Here is a 15,425-nt window from a genome sequence, read left to right on the forward strand (position 1 = left end):
TTCCACGAAGCACCTGTTCAAGAGCACATCGAGCACACATGAAAGGCCTCCATGCGTCTCTCGTCGGCGTCGCGCGCCGCAGTCCGTTCCACCACCCGCCGCGTCGCAGTCGCAGCGGCCTCCGCGGTTCTGCTGGCTGTGCCTCTGAGCGCCACAGCGAACGCCGCGCCCGCCGAACAGTTGCCTTCCGCTGAACTTCCCGCCGAGCTCGTCGAAGCGATCCAGCGCGACCTGGGTCTGACGCCCGAGGAATACCTCGATCGCGCCGCGCGGGCGCAGGAACTCGGTGACTACGCCCGCGACTTCCGCTCCGAGCGTCCCTCCGAGTTCGCAGGCGCCTGGCTCGGCGAGGACGGCAAGCCCGTCATCGCCGTCACGAACCCCGAGGCCGCAGAGAAGGCAGCCCAGGACGGCTACCGGGCGACGGTCGCGCCGGTCTCGGCCGACGGACTCGAGCAGGCCCTCGCCGAACTGAACCGCTGGGTGGCGGGGCTCCCGCGCGAGGTGTCGTCGCAGATCAACTCCGCGTCGATCGATGTGCTCAACAACCAGATCGTCCTCGACATCGTGAACTCCCCGATCGGGCGCGCGCTGAACCTGCCGTCGCTGGTGGCGAACGTGCAGGTCCAGTTGTCGCCGGGCATGCCGCCGAACGATCCGGCCCCGATGGGTGGCGACACCTACATCACCGCCGACGGCGACGTCCGCGCCACGCCCATCGAGCGCATCGGCATCTGCTCGTTCGGCTTCAACGGTGTCGACGCCGACGGTAATGCAGTCAACCTCACCGCCGGTCACTGCGACGCGGTGGCTCGTTCCGACGGTGGTTCGGCGGTCTACCTGCCCAATCGCGCCAACATCGACGAGAGCGTCCGGATCGGCAAGTTCACCGAGTCCACGGTCGGTACCGACAGCACCCTCGACTACGGCATCGTCTCGCTCGACAAGGCAGGCGTCGAGGCGGGCCTGGACCGCCCGGCGGTTCGCGGCGGCAACGGCTCGACCCTCACGGTCACCGGCACGGCCGTTCCGGTCGTCGGCGCGCCCGTCTGCAAGTCGGGACAGTCGTCGTCGTTCACGTGCGGGCTCGTCGTCGCCGATCGCATCGAGACCCAGCTGACCTACGACTCGGGCTTCTCGAGCACCATCCGCGGCTTCGCGACCTCCGCCTGCACCCTCGCGGGTGACAGCGGTGGTGCCATCGTCACCGGCACCCTCGCCCTCGGCGTGATCAGCGGATCGAACAGCGCCGGCGCACCGAACTGCGTCGAGGCGAATCTGGTACTCGCGCCCAACGGTGGCACCTCCAGCCTCGGCATCCCGATCCAAGAGATCGAGAACGCCACCGGCGCCCGAGTCCGTACTGCGGCGAACCCGTCATAATGCCCGGAACACCCGGGCCGTTCGTCACAACAGTCACACGAGTCTCATACGTAACCGAGAAGTAGCTACGTACTTCCGCGATCACCCCTTAGGATCGGACGGACGCCGATCCGCGGGGGAACGGCGCCTTCGCGCGTGCATGCGCGAAGGAACGAGAAAGGTATCCATGCGACGCACCTTCGCACGTCGGACGGCCGTCATCGGTTCGACCGCACTGCTGCTCCTCGGCCCTGCCGTTGCCATCGCGCAGGCCGAACCCGAGACCGAACCGGCGCAGACATCATCTCTGCCGGCCGAGCTCGTCGAGGCGTTGCAGCGCGACCTGAACATCGATGCCGAGCGCTTCCTCGCCGATGCGCAGCGCAGCCAGGATCTCGCCGCGTTCGCCGAGAAGGCACGGGAGCAGTTCGAAGCCGTCTTCGCCGGTGTGTGGCTGGACGACCAGGGCACCGCCACCGTCGGCCTCACCGAAGGTGACGGCTTCGAGGAGGCCCGCAAGGCCGCCGAGGATGCCGGATTCACCGTCGCCGAGACCGAGCGCAGCGAGGACGCCCTCGAAGATCAGCTCGGCGCGCTGGGCGACTGGCTCGAGACCCAGCCGCCCGCCGTCGCCGACGTCATCCGCGGCATCGCCATCGACGTGGTCAACAACGATGTCGTCGTGCGCACCGACAACGTGTCCGGCGTCGAGCTCCCCGACTTCCTCGACGGCGTGCGCGTGCTGTTCGCTCCCGCCGAACTGACCCCGGAGGGCGCAACCGACCTGCAGCCCATCGCCGGTGGCCTCGACGCCCCCGACGCGCTCTTCGGCGGCGACGCCTACGCCGCGCTCGGCGCCGGCGAAGGGCTCCGCTGTTCGCTCGGCTTCAACGCCGAGGACGGCAGCGGACAGCCCGTGAACATCACCGCCGGCCACTGCGACCCCAACCGCGCCCAGGCCGGTACGCGATGGGCGTCCCAGGTCCACCAGCTCATCGGCGACAACCTCGGCCAGCACCTCGGCTCGTTCGAGAAGACGGTGCTCGACCGCAGCGACTACGCGCTGATTCGCCCCGCCTCCGCTGCCGCGGGTCGCTTCGAGAACAACGGCGTGCGCGTTCCGTTCGCCGCTCCGCTGCCCATCACGGGCGTCGCGGATCCCGTCGTCGGCGCTCCGGTCTGCAAGTCGGGCCTGCGCACCGGCTACAGCTGCGGTGTCGTGACGGCCGCCAATCAGAACGTCGAGATCGGCCACCGCGTGCTCGAGAACGGCATCTCCACCAACCTGTGCGCCCTGCAGGGCGACAGCGGTGGCACCCTCGTCACCGGCACTCTCGCCCTCGGCATCTCCAGCGCCTCGAACGTCGGCCAGTACGGCATGTGCGAGATCGCCGGGTTCGTCAGCGGCCTGCTCGGTGAGAGCCCTGAACTGTTCGCCACGCCGATCAAGACGGTCCTGGCCGAGAACCCGGGCCTGAAGGTCCGCACCTGGTAATCCCCAGAACATCACGAAGGTCCGCTTCCCACGGGGAGCGGACCTTCGTCGTTCGTCGGGGCGTACGGCCGTGCCGGTCGACGCGGGCTCGGGGGCTGCTTGCGGAAGCCCCGGAATGGCCCTGAATCCTGATGGTAAAACGTCTCCGAGCTACGATTCCCAGGAAGCTGACCACGTCCGGGATGTTGCGCCGAATGTCTGTTTAGCGTGGGTTACGATCCTCGCACCCCGGCCGATAGCGCCATCCCTCGAAAGGACTTCACTTGAGCAGCGAGATCTTGATGACCAGCCTCGAACTCGGCTTCGACATCCTTGGCTATGTCTGGGACATCATCCGCCACGGCAGCCGACTCATCGGGTCCATCTAGAGACACCCAATTCGAGCTGAAAGCCCTGTCCGTACTTCCGGACAGGGCTTTTCTGTGCGCGTTCCGACGCCCGGACAGAGAACGGCCGCTGTAAGGAGCTCGTCCTTACAGCGGCCGTTCGAGTTCGAATGCCTAGCCGACTGGAATCAGTTGGCGTAGACCGTGGTGCCCGGGGGCGCGGCAAGGGTCTGGATGAGACCGATGCCTGCAATGATCAACGTCGGACCACCGGCGACAATAGTGCCGATGACGCCGCCGATACCGGCACCCAGCGGGATCGAAGCCAGGCCCACAGGGCCGCCGAGCAGGCCGAGACCGCCCACCACGGCGCCGATGATGGTTCCGGCCAGGCCGCCGACCGCAGTCGCGATACCCAGCTGCGACGCGAAGTTCTGCTGAGCCTTCAGGTTCTCGTCCGGCGAAGCGACATCGGTCAGCTTCAGGGCGACCGGCGTGAGGCTCGCGCCGACCTTGTCCTCAGGGTCGACGGGGGTGGCCTTCGACAGGTCGGTGACCGGGGTCAGCGTGAGGGTCTTGCCGTCCTCGCTGATCTGACGCTCGAAGGGGAGCTGCAGATCGCCGAGCTGGATGGCCAGAGGCAGGCTGAGAACAGTGTTGCCGGCGTTGTCCTGAAGTTCGACGCTCTCGCCGTCACCGGAGACCTGGAACTCGCCTGCGTCGATGACGGTGACCACCGAGTCGCCCTCGATCTTGGACTCGTAGTTGATCTCGTCCTGCGCAGCGGGCGCCGCGTACGAGGTACCGGCTGTGATGCCCATGGCGGCGATCGTCATCGTCGCCACAGCGGCAAGCTTCTTCAGCTTCATCTTTTTCCGTTCTGTGACATGGCGCACGCCTGTTAAGACGCCCCCATTCTGCTGTATCGACCTGGAGTTCTACGTCCCCCGACGTGTACATCCCACGTGCGAACCCCACGTACCGGGCAAATCATAACCGACATCACATCCGGAGCGTTATACCCCTTTGCCCGAATGGACACCGCATCGTGGCCGGTAGAGCGTGTCGTGACCTCCGTGTGACATACGCCTCGTTTCGGGCGAGTTAGGACATCCTGCGCGACGGCGGTATCGCGTTTGACCTCTAGCGTGTCCGGGCACACGGTCTCCGATTCGACGCAGATTTTGCTACTGGCGGGTAACTCCAGTTCAGACCAAGTTACCGGTGGGTAACTTAGCTTGCGTTACGATGCGGTGACTCATACCAGGCGGCACGACGCCGCCCCCGACACGAAAGGCCACGTATGAATGCCCTGACGATTACGTTGGGCACGATCGGCGTGCTGCTGAGCCTCGTGTGTTGGTTCGCGTTCATCAGCGGCGCATTGAAGATGGTCAACACGATCCGGGTCGGCCAGCCGGCCCCGGACCGCTGGCGGCCGTTCTTCCCGCGCTTCAAGCAGATGGTCGTCGAATTCCTCGCGCACACGAAGATGGTCAAGTTCCGGACCGTCGGCTGGGCGCACTGGCTGGTGATGGTCGGCTTCATGCTCGGCGCGATCGTCTGGTTCGAGGCCTACGGCCAGACGTTCGACCCGAGCTTCCACTGGCCCCTCATCGGTGACACCGTCGTCTATCACTTCATCGACGAGATCCTCGGCCTCGGCACGGTGATCGGCATCCTGACGCTGATCTACATCCGCCAGCGCAATCATCCACGTCAGCCCGGTCGGATGTCGCGCTTCAGCGGCTCGAACTTCAAGGCCGCCTACTTCGTCGAAGCGGTCGTGCTGCTCGAGGGCCTGGGCATGATCCTGGTGAAGGCCGGCAAGATCGCCACCTACCACCACCACAACGCCTACACCGACTTCTTCACGATGCAGGTCGCCCGGATCCTTCCGGAGAGCCCCGAACTCGTGTCGGTCTTCGCGTTCATCAAGCTCATGTCGGGCATGGTGTGGCTCTACATCGTCGGCCGCAACATCACGTGGGGTGTCGCATGGCACCGCTTCTCGGCCTTCTTCAACATCTACTTCAAGCGTGAGGACGACGGCGGTCCCGCCCTCGGTGCCGCACGTCAGATGATGTCCGGCGGCAAGCCCGTCGATATGGAAGACGCCGATCCGGACAAGGACACCTTCGGTGCCGGCCGCATCGAGGACTTCACGTGGAAGGGCTGGCTGGACTTCACGACCTGCACCGAGTGCGGTCGTTGCCAGTCGCAGTGCCCCGCCTGGAACACCGGTAAGCCGCTGTCGCCGAAGCTGCTCATCACGTCGCTGCGCGACCACGGTTACGCCAAGGCTCCCTACCTGCTCGCCGGTGGTCGCACCGATCTCGGTGGCGACGAGGTCGGCCTGGTCGACGCCGAGGGCAACCCCGACGAGGCCAAGCTGGCGAAGATCCCGGCGTCGGCTCGCGAGGAGTCGGGTCGCAAGCTCGTCGGCGAGACCGAGGGACTGCTGGAAGCAGGCGAGCTCGCTCCCGTCATCGACACCGAGACCCTGTGGTCGTGCACCAACTGTGGTGCGTGCGTCGAGCAGTGCCCGGTGGACATCGAGCACGTCGACCACATCATCGACATGCGTCGCTACCAGGTGCTCATCGAGTCGGACTTCCCGTCCGAGCTCGCGGGTCTGTTCAAGAACCTCGAGAACAAGGGCAACCCCTGGGGGCAGAACGCCAAGGACCGTCTCAACTGGATCAACGAGATGGAGTTCGACATCCCGGTCTTCGGCCAGGATGCCGACAGCTTCGACGGCTACGAGTACCTCTTCTGGGTCGGCTGTGCCGGTGCCTACGAGGACCGCGCCAAGAAGACCACGAAGGCCGTCGCCGAGCTCCTCGCGACCGCCGGCGTGAAGTTCATGGTCCTCGGCGCCGAGGAGACTTGCACCGGCGACTCCGCTCGCCGCGCGGGCAACGAGTTCCTGTTCCAGCAGTTGGCGCAGCAGAACATCGAGGTCCTCAACGGTGTGTTCGAGGGCGTCGAGCAGAGCAAGCGCAAGATCGTCGTGACGTGTGCGCACTGCTTCAACGCGCTGAACAACGAGTACCCGCAGGTGGGTGGCAGCTACGAGGTCGTCCACCACACGCAGCTGCTCAACCGTCTGGTGCGGGCGAAGAAGCTGGTCCAGGTCAAGGCCGTCGGCCAGGACGTGACCTACCACGACCCGTGCTTCCTCGGACGGCACAACAAGGTCTACAACGCTCCGCGTGAGCTGATGGCGGCGTCGGGTGCGAAGCTCGTCGAGATGCCGCGTCACGGCGAGCGGTCCATGTGCTGTGGTGCCGGTGGTGCCCGCATGTGGATGGAGGAGAAGATCGGTAAGCGCATCAACATCGACCGTGTCGACGAAGCGCTCACCACGAATCCCGCCAAGATCGCGACGGGCTGCCCGTTCTGCCGCGTCATGCTCACCGACGGTGTGACGGCGCGTCAGGAAGAGGGCAAGGGCGAGGGCGTCGAGGTCATCGACGTTGCGCAGCTCATGCTCGAGTCGATCTCTCGCATCGAGGCCGCGAAGCTCAGCGACAACCTCAAGGTGGTCCAGCAGCCGAAGACTCCGGTCGAGGTCGAGGAGACCGCGGAAGAGGTCGAGAAGGAGCGCGTCGAGGAGGTCGAGGCGGCAGCGGCAGCGCCGGCTGCTCCGAAGACCACCGGTGTCCCGAAGGCCGGCGGCCTGCAGATGAAGGGCGGTCTGAAGGCTCCGGGCGGACCGAAGGCTCCCGGGGGCGCGAAGGCTCCTGCTGCCGAAGCTGCCGAGGCGCCGGCAGCGCCGAAGGCTAAGCCGGGCGGCCTGCAGATGAAGGGCGGCCTGAAGGGTCCGGGCGCGAAGAAGGCTGCGGCTCCGGCCGCGTCGTCCGAGGCTTCTTCTGCTCCTGAGACCGAGGCACCGGCAGCGCCGAAGGCGAAGCCGGGCGGGCTGCAGATGAAGGGCGGTCTCAAGGCACCGGGCGCGAAGGCCCCGGGCGCTGCGAAGCCGGCCGCACCTGCTGCTCCCGCCGCTCCTGCCGAGTCGTCGGACGCTCCCGCTGCCGAAGCACCCGCGGTGCCGAAGGCGAAGCCGGGCGGACTGCAGCTCAAGAGCGGCCTGAAGGGACCGGGCGCCAAGAATGCGGCTCCGGCGGCGTCCGCAGCTCCGGCTGCACCTGCCGAGGAGGCACCTGTTGCCGAGGCTCCCGCGGCGGAGTCGTCTACGGCCGAGGCGCCTGCTGCGGAGCAGCCGAAGGAGTCGGTGATCCCGAAGGCGAAGCCGGGCGGACTGCAGCTCAAGAGCGGTCTGAAGGGTCCGGGCGCGAAGAAGGCTGCGCCTGCCGCTCCGGCGAAGGCGGAGCCGACGCCGGAACCCGAGCCGGTCGTTGAGGCTCCGGCTGAGCCCGAGGCGCCCGCGACCCCGGCGAAGCCGGAGGTCGAGGCACCGAAGGCGAAGCCGGGCGCGCTCGGCTTCAAGCCCGGAGCGAAGGCACCTGGCCGCAAGTAGGTACGCAACGCGAGGTTGAGGCTCGCAACGCTGGCAGTGACTGCTGGCGTTGCGAGCCTTACTTCTTTGTTGCGTACCTCCCCGTCGGCCCACTCCCCCGCGCCGCCCGTGCGAACGCCTCCCGCACCTTCGTTGCGACGGCGCCGCGGGTCCCGAGGTCCTGCCACGTCCACCGCACCACCGTCCACCCCGCGTGACGCAGTGCGTCCTCCCGCAGCTTCTCGCGGTAGACCACGTCCTCGGCGGCGGTGGTCGCGACCCCGTCGCGGCGGTACTTGATCCGACCGTCGAACTCGCCGATCACACCGTGCTCCGGCCACAGGAAGTCGACGCGAGCGAGCCACCTGCCGTCGGCGCAGAAGACGTCCACCTGCGTGAGCGGCATCGGGATCTGCTCACGGACGAACAGAACCCTGCTCCGCGACTCGCCGGCGCTGTCGCTGCACCCGCTCGACAGCTGCACGGCACGACGCGCTCGCGCGATGCGGGGATGACTCCCCATCCGTTCCACGGCACGGGTCAGCTCGTCGGAGGCAACCAGCCCCGCTCGCAGCGCACTGTCGGCAAGTACGACGGCCTGCTCCACCGGCACCGTTGCGGCCACATCCGTGATCGTCCGTGCGACCGACAGCACCCGCGCTCCCCTCCGATCCACGACGTCCGCCTCACGGAAGAGCGCCGCGTGCATGGCGCGGCCGGGCGTCCTCCGCGCTCCACTCGGCGCGTTGCGGGTGAGGTGCACATCGTCGAGTGGGATCTGCCAGACGTCGAGCCCGTGCAGCACCGCGGCCGATACGTGGCTCAGCGCCGAGGTCGGTCCTGCATTGGCGATGAACGCCCGTGCCCGAAGAGCATGTCGAGCGTGATCGTCGGCCCCCGCATATTGGTCGGACTGGACGAAGACTCCCGACGCGAGCCGAGTCCACGTTCCGTTCCGCACCAGACGTCGGATCTCCGCATCGGTGACGCCGCGCGCATTTGCCTCGCGCCGCAGGAGTAACTCCCCCATGGGGCCTAGCATCGCCCGTCGCCCCGGGCCCGCAGGTGCCTACGAGGACGAATCGGCCGGATCTGTGGATGAACCGACCGCCTGTGGATGAACCGTCAGGAGACGCCGATCGCGGGGCCGAGGACGGGCCACGAGTTGTGCAGGTCGTCCTGCCAGTAGCCCCAGTTGTGGGTGCCGTCGTCGTGGATGTCGATGGTGGCGGGGATGCCCAGTTCGTCGAGGCGCGTCGCCATGCGTCGGGTGCAGTCGGCCGCTGCGGCTTCGATGAGTCCGCCCTTGATGACCACGTCGGTAAGGTCTTCCTCGTCCTTGATCCACTCGGATTCGAGATTGTCGTAGTGGCCGGGCAGGCCGGTGCGCGACGACAGGTACAAGGTGGTGCCGCGCAGTTTCTCGGCGTTGACGTAGGGATCATTGGCGACCCAGGTGGGGTCGTCGAACGGACCCCACATGTTGAGCGGGTTGCCGAAGAAGCGGGCGGTGGCGGCGCCGGCGTCGGCGAAGATCTCGGGATCGAATTCGCCTCGGACGTCGACGTACTGGGCGATGGTCAGTGGAATGTCGCCGAGCAGATGCTGGGCGAACCAGATCCCGCGTTGGGCCGACGAGAGCGGGAAACCGTCGCCGGTCTCCCCGACATGGCGCCTAACTGCGACCACCGTATCGTGCCTGAATCGCATTTCGTTTCTCAGGCTCAATATTGATTCGCGAGAAATCGTGACTGTAGTGCTCGAGCAGTCGCGGGTCCATGATGCGCCGCCACAGCGGCGGGAACAGAGCCAGGATGATCAATACCGCGTAACCGGCGGGTAGCTGCGGCGCCTGCGGCATCGACCGCAGGGTCTGGTAGCGGCGCAGCGGATTGGCGTGATGGTCGCTGTGCCGTTGCAGGTTGTAGAGGAACAGGTTGGAGCACACGTGGTTGCTGTTCCAGCTGTGCTGGGGCTGCACGCGTTCGTAGCTGCCGTCCGGTCGCTTCTCGCGCAGCAGCCCGTAGTGCTCGAGATAGTTGGCGCCTTCGAGGAACATGATCGCCATTACGGCCTGGACGACGAGCCACGGGGCGATCGACCAGCCGAACACGGCGATGAGCACCGCGTAGAGGACGACGCTCAGCGCCCATGCGTTGAGGATGTCGTTGTGCCGCAGATTCCAGAACGACGTGCCGCGACGTTCGAGCCGGCCCTTCTCGTAACGGATCGCGGAACGGAGGCTGCCGAACACCGAACGGGGCAGGAAGCGCCAGTAGCTCTCTCCCATGCGGGCGGTGGCCGGGTCCTCCGGGGTCGCCACACGGGCGTGGTGCCCCCGATTGTGTTCGACGTAGAAGTGGCCGTAGAACGACTGGGCGAGCGCGATCTTCGCGAGGCGCCGCTCGATGGTGGTGCGCTTGTGTCCGAGTTCGTGCGCCGCGTTGATGCCGACACCGCCGACGATGCCGAGTGTGGCGGCCATCGCGAATCGTTCGGCGCCGCCCATGGGCTGCGACACCCACATCCAGCACCCGAATGTCAGGCCCGCGTATTGCAGTGGGAGATAGAGATAGGTGCAGTAGCGGTAGTACCGGTCGTTCTCGAGCGTCCGCATCACGCTCTCGGGCGGATTGCTCGTGTCCAGCCTCGCGAACGCGTCGACCAACGGGCAGACGACGGCGATGACCAGTGCACCGGTGGCCCAGAAGACGCCGAGGTGGAGGTATTCGACGAGGAAGTAGGCGATGAAGGGGCTCAGGGGGACGACGAGTCCGTACAGCCAGAGGCGTTTCTTGGGGTCGGTCCATCGATCGTGTGTCGCACTGCGAGGAGTAGCCGAATCCACAAACACCAATCCCCCAGGAAGGAAAAACCGTCCGGTACGAATCCCCCCGCACCGGAGAAAACAAACTGTTACCCCCACGAACCGGATATACCTTACAAGCAGTACTTACCGACGGGTAGGCCTACGCCTCCCGGCTGTGACGGAGAGCACACGACGACGGCGCCGCACCGGAAGTGCGACGCCGTCGAACGCGGAATTCTCGAAAGAGTGCGACCTAGATGGCGCGCACACCCTGAGCCTGCGGGCCTTTCTGCCCCTGGCCGATCTCGAACTCGACTCGTGCCCCCTCGTCCAGGGTCTTGAAGCCCGAACCCTGGATCTCGGAGTAATGGACGAAAACGTCTGCTCCCCCACCATCCTGCTCGATGAAGCCGAAGCCCTTTTCCGCGTTGAACCACTTGACAGTGCCCTGCGCCATACCACTTGCTCCTTGCATTCCCCCACGTCACCCCGACGTGAGGCCTAGATGGACCTCGATCATCGCATTGATCCGGACATTCGTCGCGCCTTGTTTCCCAACTCGTTACCGCAACCGGCAAAACGCGGATGAAATCCTGTTGCGGCACGGTGGCACGATGTAAGCCGTGACTATCGAGGAGCAAGGCCAACTTCACCATCACATCAGCCGTCGGCTCGAGCAGTCGTCGAAGCTCCAGAACGTGCTCTACGAGATCCGCGGGCCGGTGCACGCCCACGCCGCGCGGCTCGAGGCCGAGGGGCATCGCATCCTCAAGCTCAACATCGGCAACCCCGCACCGTTCGGGTTCGAGGCGCCCGACACGATCGTGCAGGACATGATCGCGGCGCTGCCCCACGCGCAGGGCTACTCGGAGTCCAAGGGCATCGCCTCCGCCCGTCGCGCGATCGTCACGCGCTACGAGCTCGTGCCGCGCTTCCCGAAGTTCGACATCAACGATGTCTACCTGGGCAACGGAGTCTCCGAGCTCATCACCATCACCATGCAGGCCCTGCTCGACGACGGCGACGAGGTGCTCATCCCGGCACCCGACTATCCGTTGTGGACGGCGATGACCTCGCTCGCCGGTGGCACCCCCGTGCACTATCTGTGCGACGAGACCAACGACTGGAACCCGGACCTCGACGACATCGAGTCCCGGATCACCGACCGCACCAAGGCGATCGTGGTGATCAACCCGAACAACCCGACGGGCGCCGTGTACTCGCACGAGGTGCTCGAGGGGATCGTGCGCCTCGCCCGCAAGCACCAGTTGCTGCTGCTCGCCGACGAGATCTACGACAAGATCCTGTACGACGATTCGAAGCACGTCTCCCTCGCGTCGCTGGCCCCCGACCTGCTCTGCCTGACCTACAACGGCCTGTCGAAGGCGTACCGGGTCGCCGGCTACCGGTCGGGCTGGATGGTCATCACCGGCCCGAAGGATCACGCAGAGGGCTTCCTCGAGGGCGTCGACCTGCTCGCCTCGACCCGCTTGTGCCCCAATGTGCCGGCCCAGCACGCCATCCAGGTGGCGCTCGGCGGCTATCAGAGCATCGAGGACCTGGTACGGCCCGGTGGGCGCCTGCTCGAGCAGCGCGACGTCGCGTGGGAGCGCCTCAACGCCATCCCGGGCGTGAGCTGCGTGAAGCCGCGCGGTGCGCTCTACGCCTTCCCGCGTCTGGATCCGGAGGTCTACGACATCCACGACGACGAGAAGCTCGTGCAGGATCTGCTGCTGCAGGAGCGCATCCTCGTCACGCAGGGCACGGGCTTCAACTGGCCGAACCACGACCATCTGCGCATCGTCACGCTGCCGTGGGCACGCGACCTGGCGGTGGCGATCGAGCGGATCGGTAACTTCCTGTCCTCCTACAAACAGTAGGAACAGGGCTTCCGACCCCGGGCTGGCAATCGTTGCCGAACAGTTATGTTGTGCCTTTCGGGACCAAAGTCCCTGTTTGGAGGCACGGTCGACCTACCCGAACGGACAGTTTGTCGGCTTCGTGACCATCGACACATGCCAACCCCTCCCCAACCCGGGTCGGAACCAGTAATTTGGCTATGGCACTAAGCACTACGCACTGTGCCGGGCTCCCTGATCGATCGCCATCCCCCCTGTGCGAGATCAGGTGACGGTGGCGGGGACACCCCCCCTGCTCCCCGCCACCACCAGCCCCAACCATCTCGCCTCTTGGCTAGCCTGTCCGGGTGAATCACGGACACGGCCATTTCGGCCACGGACACGGCCACGGGCAGGACGAAAGTCCCATCCCACTCGGACCCATCGCCGCGAAGATCGTGGTCGGCCTGCTGGCTGCGATCGGTCTCCTGGTGCTCTTCGGCACCGCCCTGTTATGGCCGAGCAGCCGTGCCGTGGACATCCCCGCCCCCTTTCAGACGAGTAGCGGCGGCGCGGTCGTCACCGAAGCCGGAACGGTCGTCGAGCAGAACACCGGCCCGTGCGGCAGCGCGTCCTTCGGGCGCGTCTTCACCGGTGAGCCGTCCCCTCCCTCGAGCAACGCCTTCGACTGCGAACGCAGCATCGTCGCCATCGAATCCGGTCCCGACGACGGTGCCCGGACCCTCCTCGAGGTGATCCCCGGCCCGGGTCAGCCCGAACTACAGGCCGGCGACGAGATCCGTCTCGTCCGCCAGACCGATCCGGCGGGCGCCACCCAGTACTCCTTCTACGACTACGCCCGCGGCTTCCCGCTCGCGCTGGTGGTCGCGGTGTTCGCTGTCGTGGTGGTCGCGATCGCCCGCTGGCGCGGTCTGCGGGCCCTGATCGGCCTGGTGGTCGCGTTCGGTGTGCTGGTGGTGTTCATGCTCCCGGCGCTCCTGGACGGCAAACCCGCCGTGCCGGTCGCACTGATCGGCGGTGCACTGATCCTCTACGCGGTGCTGTATCTGGCGCACGGTGTGAATCTGAGGACCAGTTCGGCGCTGCTCGGCACGCTCGCCTCGATGGTCGTCGCGGCCCTGCTGTCCTACGTCGCGATCCGCATGACACATCTGACCGGTCTGTCGGAGGAACAGAACACCGACGTGCAGCTGTACATCGGGCACGTGTCGATCTCGGGCCTACTGCTGGCGGGATTCATCATCGGCTCGCTCGGTGTGCTCAACGACGTCACCATCACGCAGGCGTCGTCGGCCTTCGAACTCGCCGGGCTCGATCCCGAGTCGTCGCGTCGTGAGATCTTCTCGGCGGCGATGCGCGTGGGCCGCGACCACATCGCCAGCACCGTCTACACGCTCGTCCTCGCCTACGCGGGCGGCGCGCTGCCTCTCCTGCTGCTGTTCTCGGTGGCCGGGCGGTCGATCACCGATGTGATCACGAGCGACGCCGTGGCGATCGAGCTGGTCCGCGCATGCGTCGGCGGCATCGCGCTCACGTTGTCGGTGCCGCTCACCACGGCGATCGCCGCCGTGCTCGCGCGTACCGACGCCCCCGGACAGCAGACGGGTGGCCGGCACGCGCGACGCGCGTGAGCGGGTGACTCAGGGAAGCCGGATCTGCGGCAGCGGCGGCAGCTCGATCGTCGGCAGCGGCGGCAGCGTCGGGACCGGCACTCCCAGCCCCGGGATGGTCGGAGGCGGAGCGGGCGGAGGTTCGGGGGCCGGCGGAACCGGGCGCGGTGAATGGGTGGTCGGAGCCGGCTCCTGCTCGACCGTGGTGGTCGTGGTGACCTGCGTGGGCGCTACCGCCGGCGCGGGGTTCTGCCGCGGCGGGTTGGTGGTCGTCGGGATGTACGACTGGGTGGGGCTCGTCTCGTCGGTCGACGAACTCGTGAAGCCGGTGCTCAGCGCCACGCCGATGACCGCGACGACCGCGAGAGCCGTGCCCGCGATCCCGGCGCCGGAGATCTGCCTGCCGCTGACCGACGGACCGCGACCGGCCAGCGACGACCACCACGGCTTCTTCGCGTCGGCGGACTCCGCACCGGTGGCGGCAGCCGTGGGCGCAGCGGCCGCGGTGGCGACGACCGGGATCTGCTCGGTGTCGGCGCTCGTCGACGGGGGCTGACCCGGCACGATGCGCGTGAGGGTGCTCACCGGTTGCGAGGTGGCCGGTTGCGCGGCGGCCAGGGCCCCGCCCTTGGCGAGGACGAGTTCGGGCTCGTGCGGCACCACCAGGGGCAGGCCGAGCCAGGAGCGCAGCACCTCCTGCACGAGCGGGATGTGCGCGCCGCCGCCGAGCAGGACCACGGCCTCGGGGTTGCGACCGGCACGGGAGATCACCTGGTGCACGAATTGCGCCGACGACTCGACGCACTGCGCGATGAGCGGATCGAAGGTCTCGCGCGACATGAGCACGACCCCTGCCGCGCCCGGCACGGCCACGGTCTCGCTCTGCGAGAGCTTCTCCTTGGCCTCGCGGCACTGGGCCGACAATTCGTCGTCGGTGGCGGGGTCGTCGGGGCGCCACACACCGTTGGTGTCGAGCTGGTGGTCGCGGATCACGTTGTCGAAGATGCGGCCGCCGATGCTGTCGGTGCGTTCGGCGAGCACCTCGCGGGAGACGAGGTCGACGACGGTGACGGTGAGCCCGGCGTCGCCGAGGTCGTAGAAGACGGCGGTGTTGCTGCCGAGCTCGCCGGTGGCCTGCAGATAGGTGACGGCGGCTTCGGGTTCGGAGACGAGCAGGTAACGGTCGATGTGCTCGACGGCCATTGCCGCGCGCAGACGCTCGCCCTGGGCCTGGTCGCGATAGACCAGTCCCACCCGCTCGATCGGATCGCCCGCCACACCGGTCTGGAAGAGCACCCCGAGGGTGCCTGCCGCCAGCCGCGCCGGATCGTCCTTACCGGTTTCGACCACTTGGAACTGGAACCCCGCCGTCGGGGTCGTTCGATCCACCGGCCGCACCACCCGAACGGCGCTCTCCCCCACGGTCACACCGAGAATAGAACTCATCAGCCGCCTTCGACGTTGGATGCGCCAGCCGCGTCAGCTTCCCCCGGCGCCCGAAA

11 protein-coding genes are annotated in these 15,425 nt (G+C 67.0%); 5 read left to right on the top strand and 6 right to left on the bottom strand.

Translation table 11 applies throughout. From position 1 onward, the window contains the following. The first annotated feature begins 51 nt into the window (after positions 1-51). Both RBB84_RS15610 and RBB84_RS15615 read left to right on the top strand, forming a co-directional pair. Complete coding sequence (locus RBB84_RS15610; protein WP_064256522.1) at positions 52-1,383, top strand: S1 family peptidase; 1,332 nt, start codon at positions 52-54, stop codon at positions 1,381-1,383. A 166-nt stretch (positions 1,384-1,549) separates the two neighbouring features. Continuing rightward, entirely contained in the window at positions 1,550-2,857 is a 1,308-nt protein-coding gene (locus RBB84_RS15615) for a S1 family peptidase (RefSeq protein WP_064256521.1), read from the top strand. A gap of 514 nt (positions 2,858-3,371) precedes the next feature. Here the strand turns inward: RBB84_RS15615 and RBB84_RS15620 are convergent. Further along, complete coding sequence (locus RBB84_RS15620; RefSeq protein WP_064256520.1) at positions 3,372-4,052, bottom strand: hypothetical protein; 681 nt, start codon at positions 4,050-4,052, stop codon at positions 3,372-3,374. A gap of 434 nt (positions 4,053-4,486) precedes the next feature. Between RBB84_RS15620 and RBB84_RS15625 the strand changes: the two genes are divergently transcribed. Then, a complete protein-coding gene (locus RBB84_RS15625) occupies positions 4,487-7,666 on the top strand; it encodes a (Fe-S)-binding protein (protein WP_350246249.1) in 3,180 nt (1,059 codons plus the stop codon). 58 nt (positions 7,667-7,724) lie between these two features. On the opposite strand, the gene RBB84_RS15630 is transcribed toward RBB84_RS15625, so the two are convergent. The 4 genes from RBB84_RS15630 to RBB84_RS15645 form a co-directional block, all read right to left on the bottom strand. Continuing rightward, entirely contained in the window at positions 7,725-8,675 is a 951-nt protein-coding gene (locus tag RBB84_RS15630; protein ID WP_082921042.1) for a hypothetical protein, read from the bottom strand. Between the two features lie 95 nt (positions 8,676-8,770). After that, positions 8,771-9,334, bottom strand: a complete 564-nt coding sequence (locus tag RBB84_RS15635; RefSeq protein WP_231912033.1) for an alpha/beta hydrolase-fold protein — start codon at positions 9,332-9,334, stop codon at positions 8,771-8,773. Beyond that, positions 9,321-10,493 carry an alkane 1-monooxygenase gene (locus tag RBB84_RS15640; protein WP_064256517.1) on the bottom strand — a complete coding sequence of 391 codons (1,173 nt, stop codon included), beginning with the start codon at positions 10,491-10,493 and terminating at the stop codon, positions 9,321-9,323. Before RBB84_RS15640 ends, RBB84_RS15635 begins: the two co-directional genes overlap by 14 nt. A gap of 214 nt (positions 10,494-10,707) precedes the next feature. Continuing rightward, positions 10,708-10,911 (bottom strand): cold-shock protein, encoded by a 204-nt coding sequence (locus RBB84_RS15645; protein ID WP_006553044.1) that lies wholly within the window; start codon positions 10,909-10,911, stop codon positions 10,708-10,710. A gap of 172 nt (positions 10,912-11,083) precedes the next feature. On the opposite strand from RBB84_RS15645, the gene RBB84_RS15650 reads away from it, so the two are divergent. Continuing rightward, positions 11,084-12,334 carry a pyridoxal phosphate-dependent aminotransferase gene (locus RBB84_RS15650; RefSeq protein WP_051121643.1) on the top strand — a complete coding sequence of 417 codons (1,251 nt, stop codon included), beginning with the start codon at positions 11,084-11,086 and terminating at the stop codon, positions 12,332-12,334. A gap of 326 nt (positions 12,335-12,660) precedes the next feature. After that, entirely contained in the window at positions 12,661-13,944 is a 1,284-nt protein-coding gene (locus tag RBB84_RS15655) for a YibE/F family protein (RefSeq protein ID WP_064256516.1), read from the top strand. Positions 13,945-13,953: 9 nt separating this feature from the next. Here the strand turns inward: RBB84_RS15655 and RBB84_RS15660 are convergent, their stop codons facing one another. Further along, the gene (locus tag RBB84_RS15660; protein WP_064256515.1) at positions 13,954-15,369 is read right to left on the bottom strand and encodes an Hsp70 family protein; all 1,416 of its coding nucleotides are present in this window, start codon (positions 15,367-15,369) and stop codon (positions 13,954-13,956) included. Positions 15,370-15,425 lie beyond the last annotated feature (56 nt).

The organism is Rhodococcus sp. D-6, assembly GCF_040256695.1.
Classification (GTDB): Bacteria; Actinomycetota; Actinomycetes; order Mycobacteriales; family Mycobacteriaceae; genus Rhodococcus; species Rhodococcus pyridinivorans.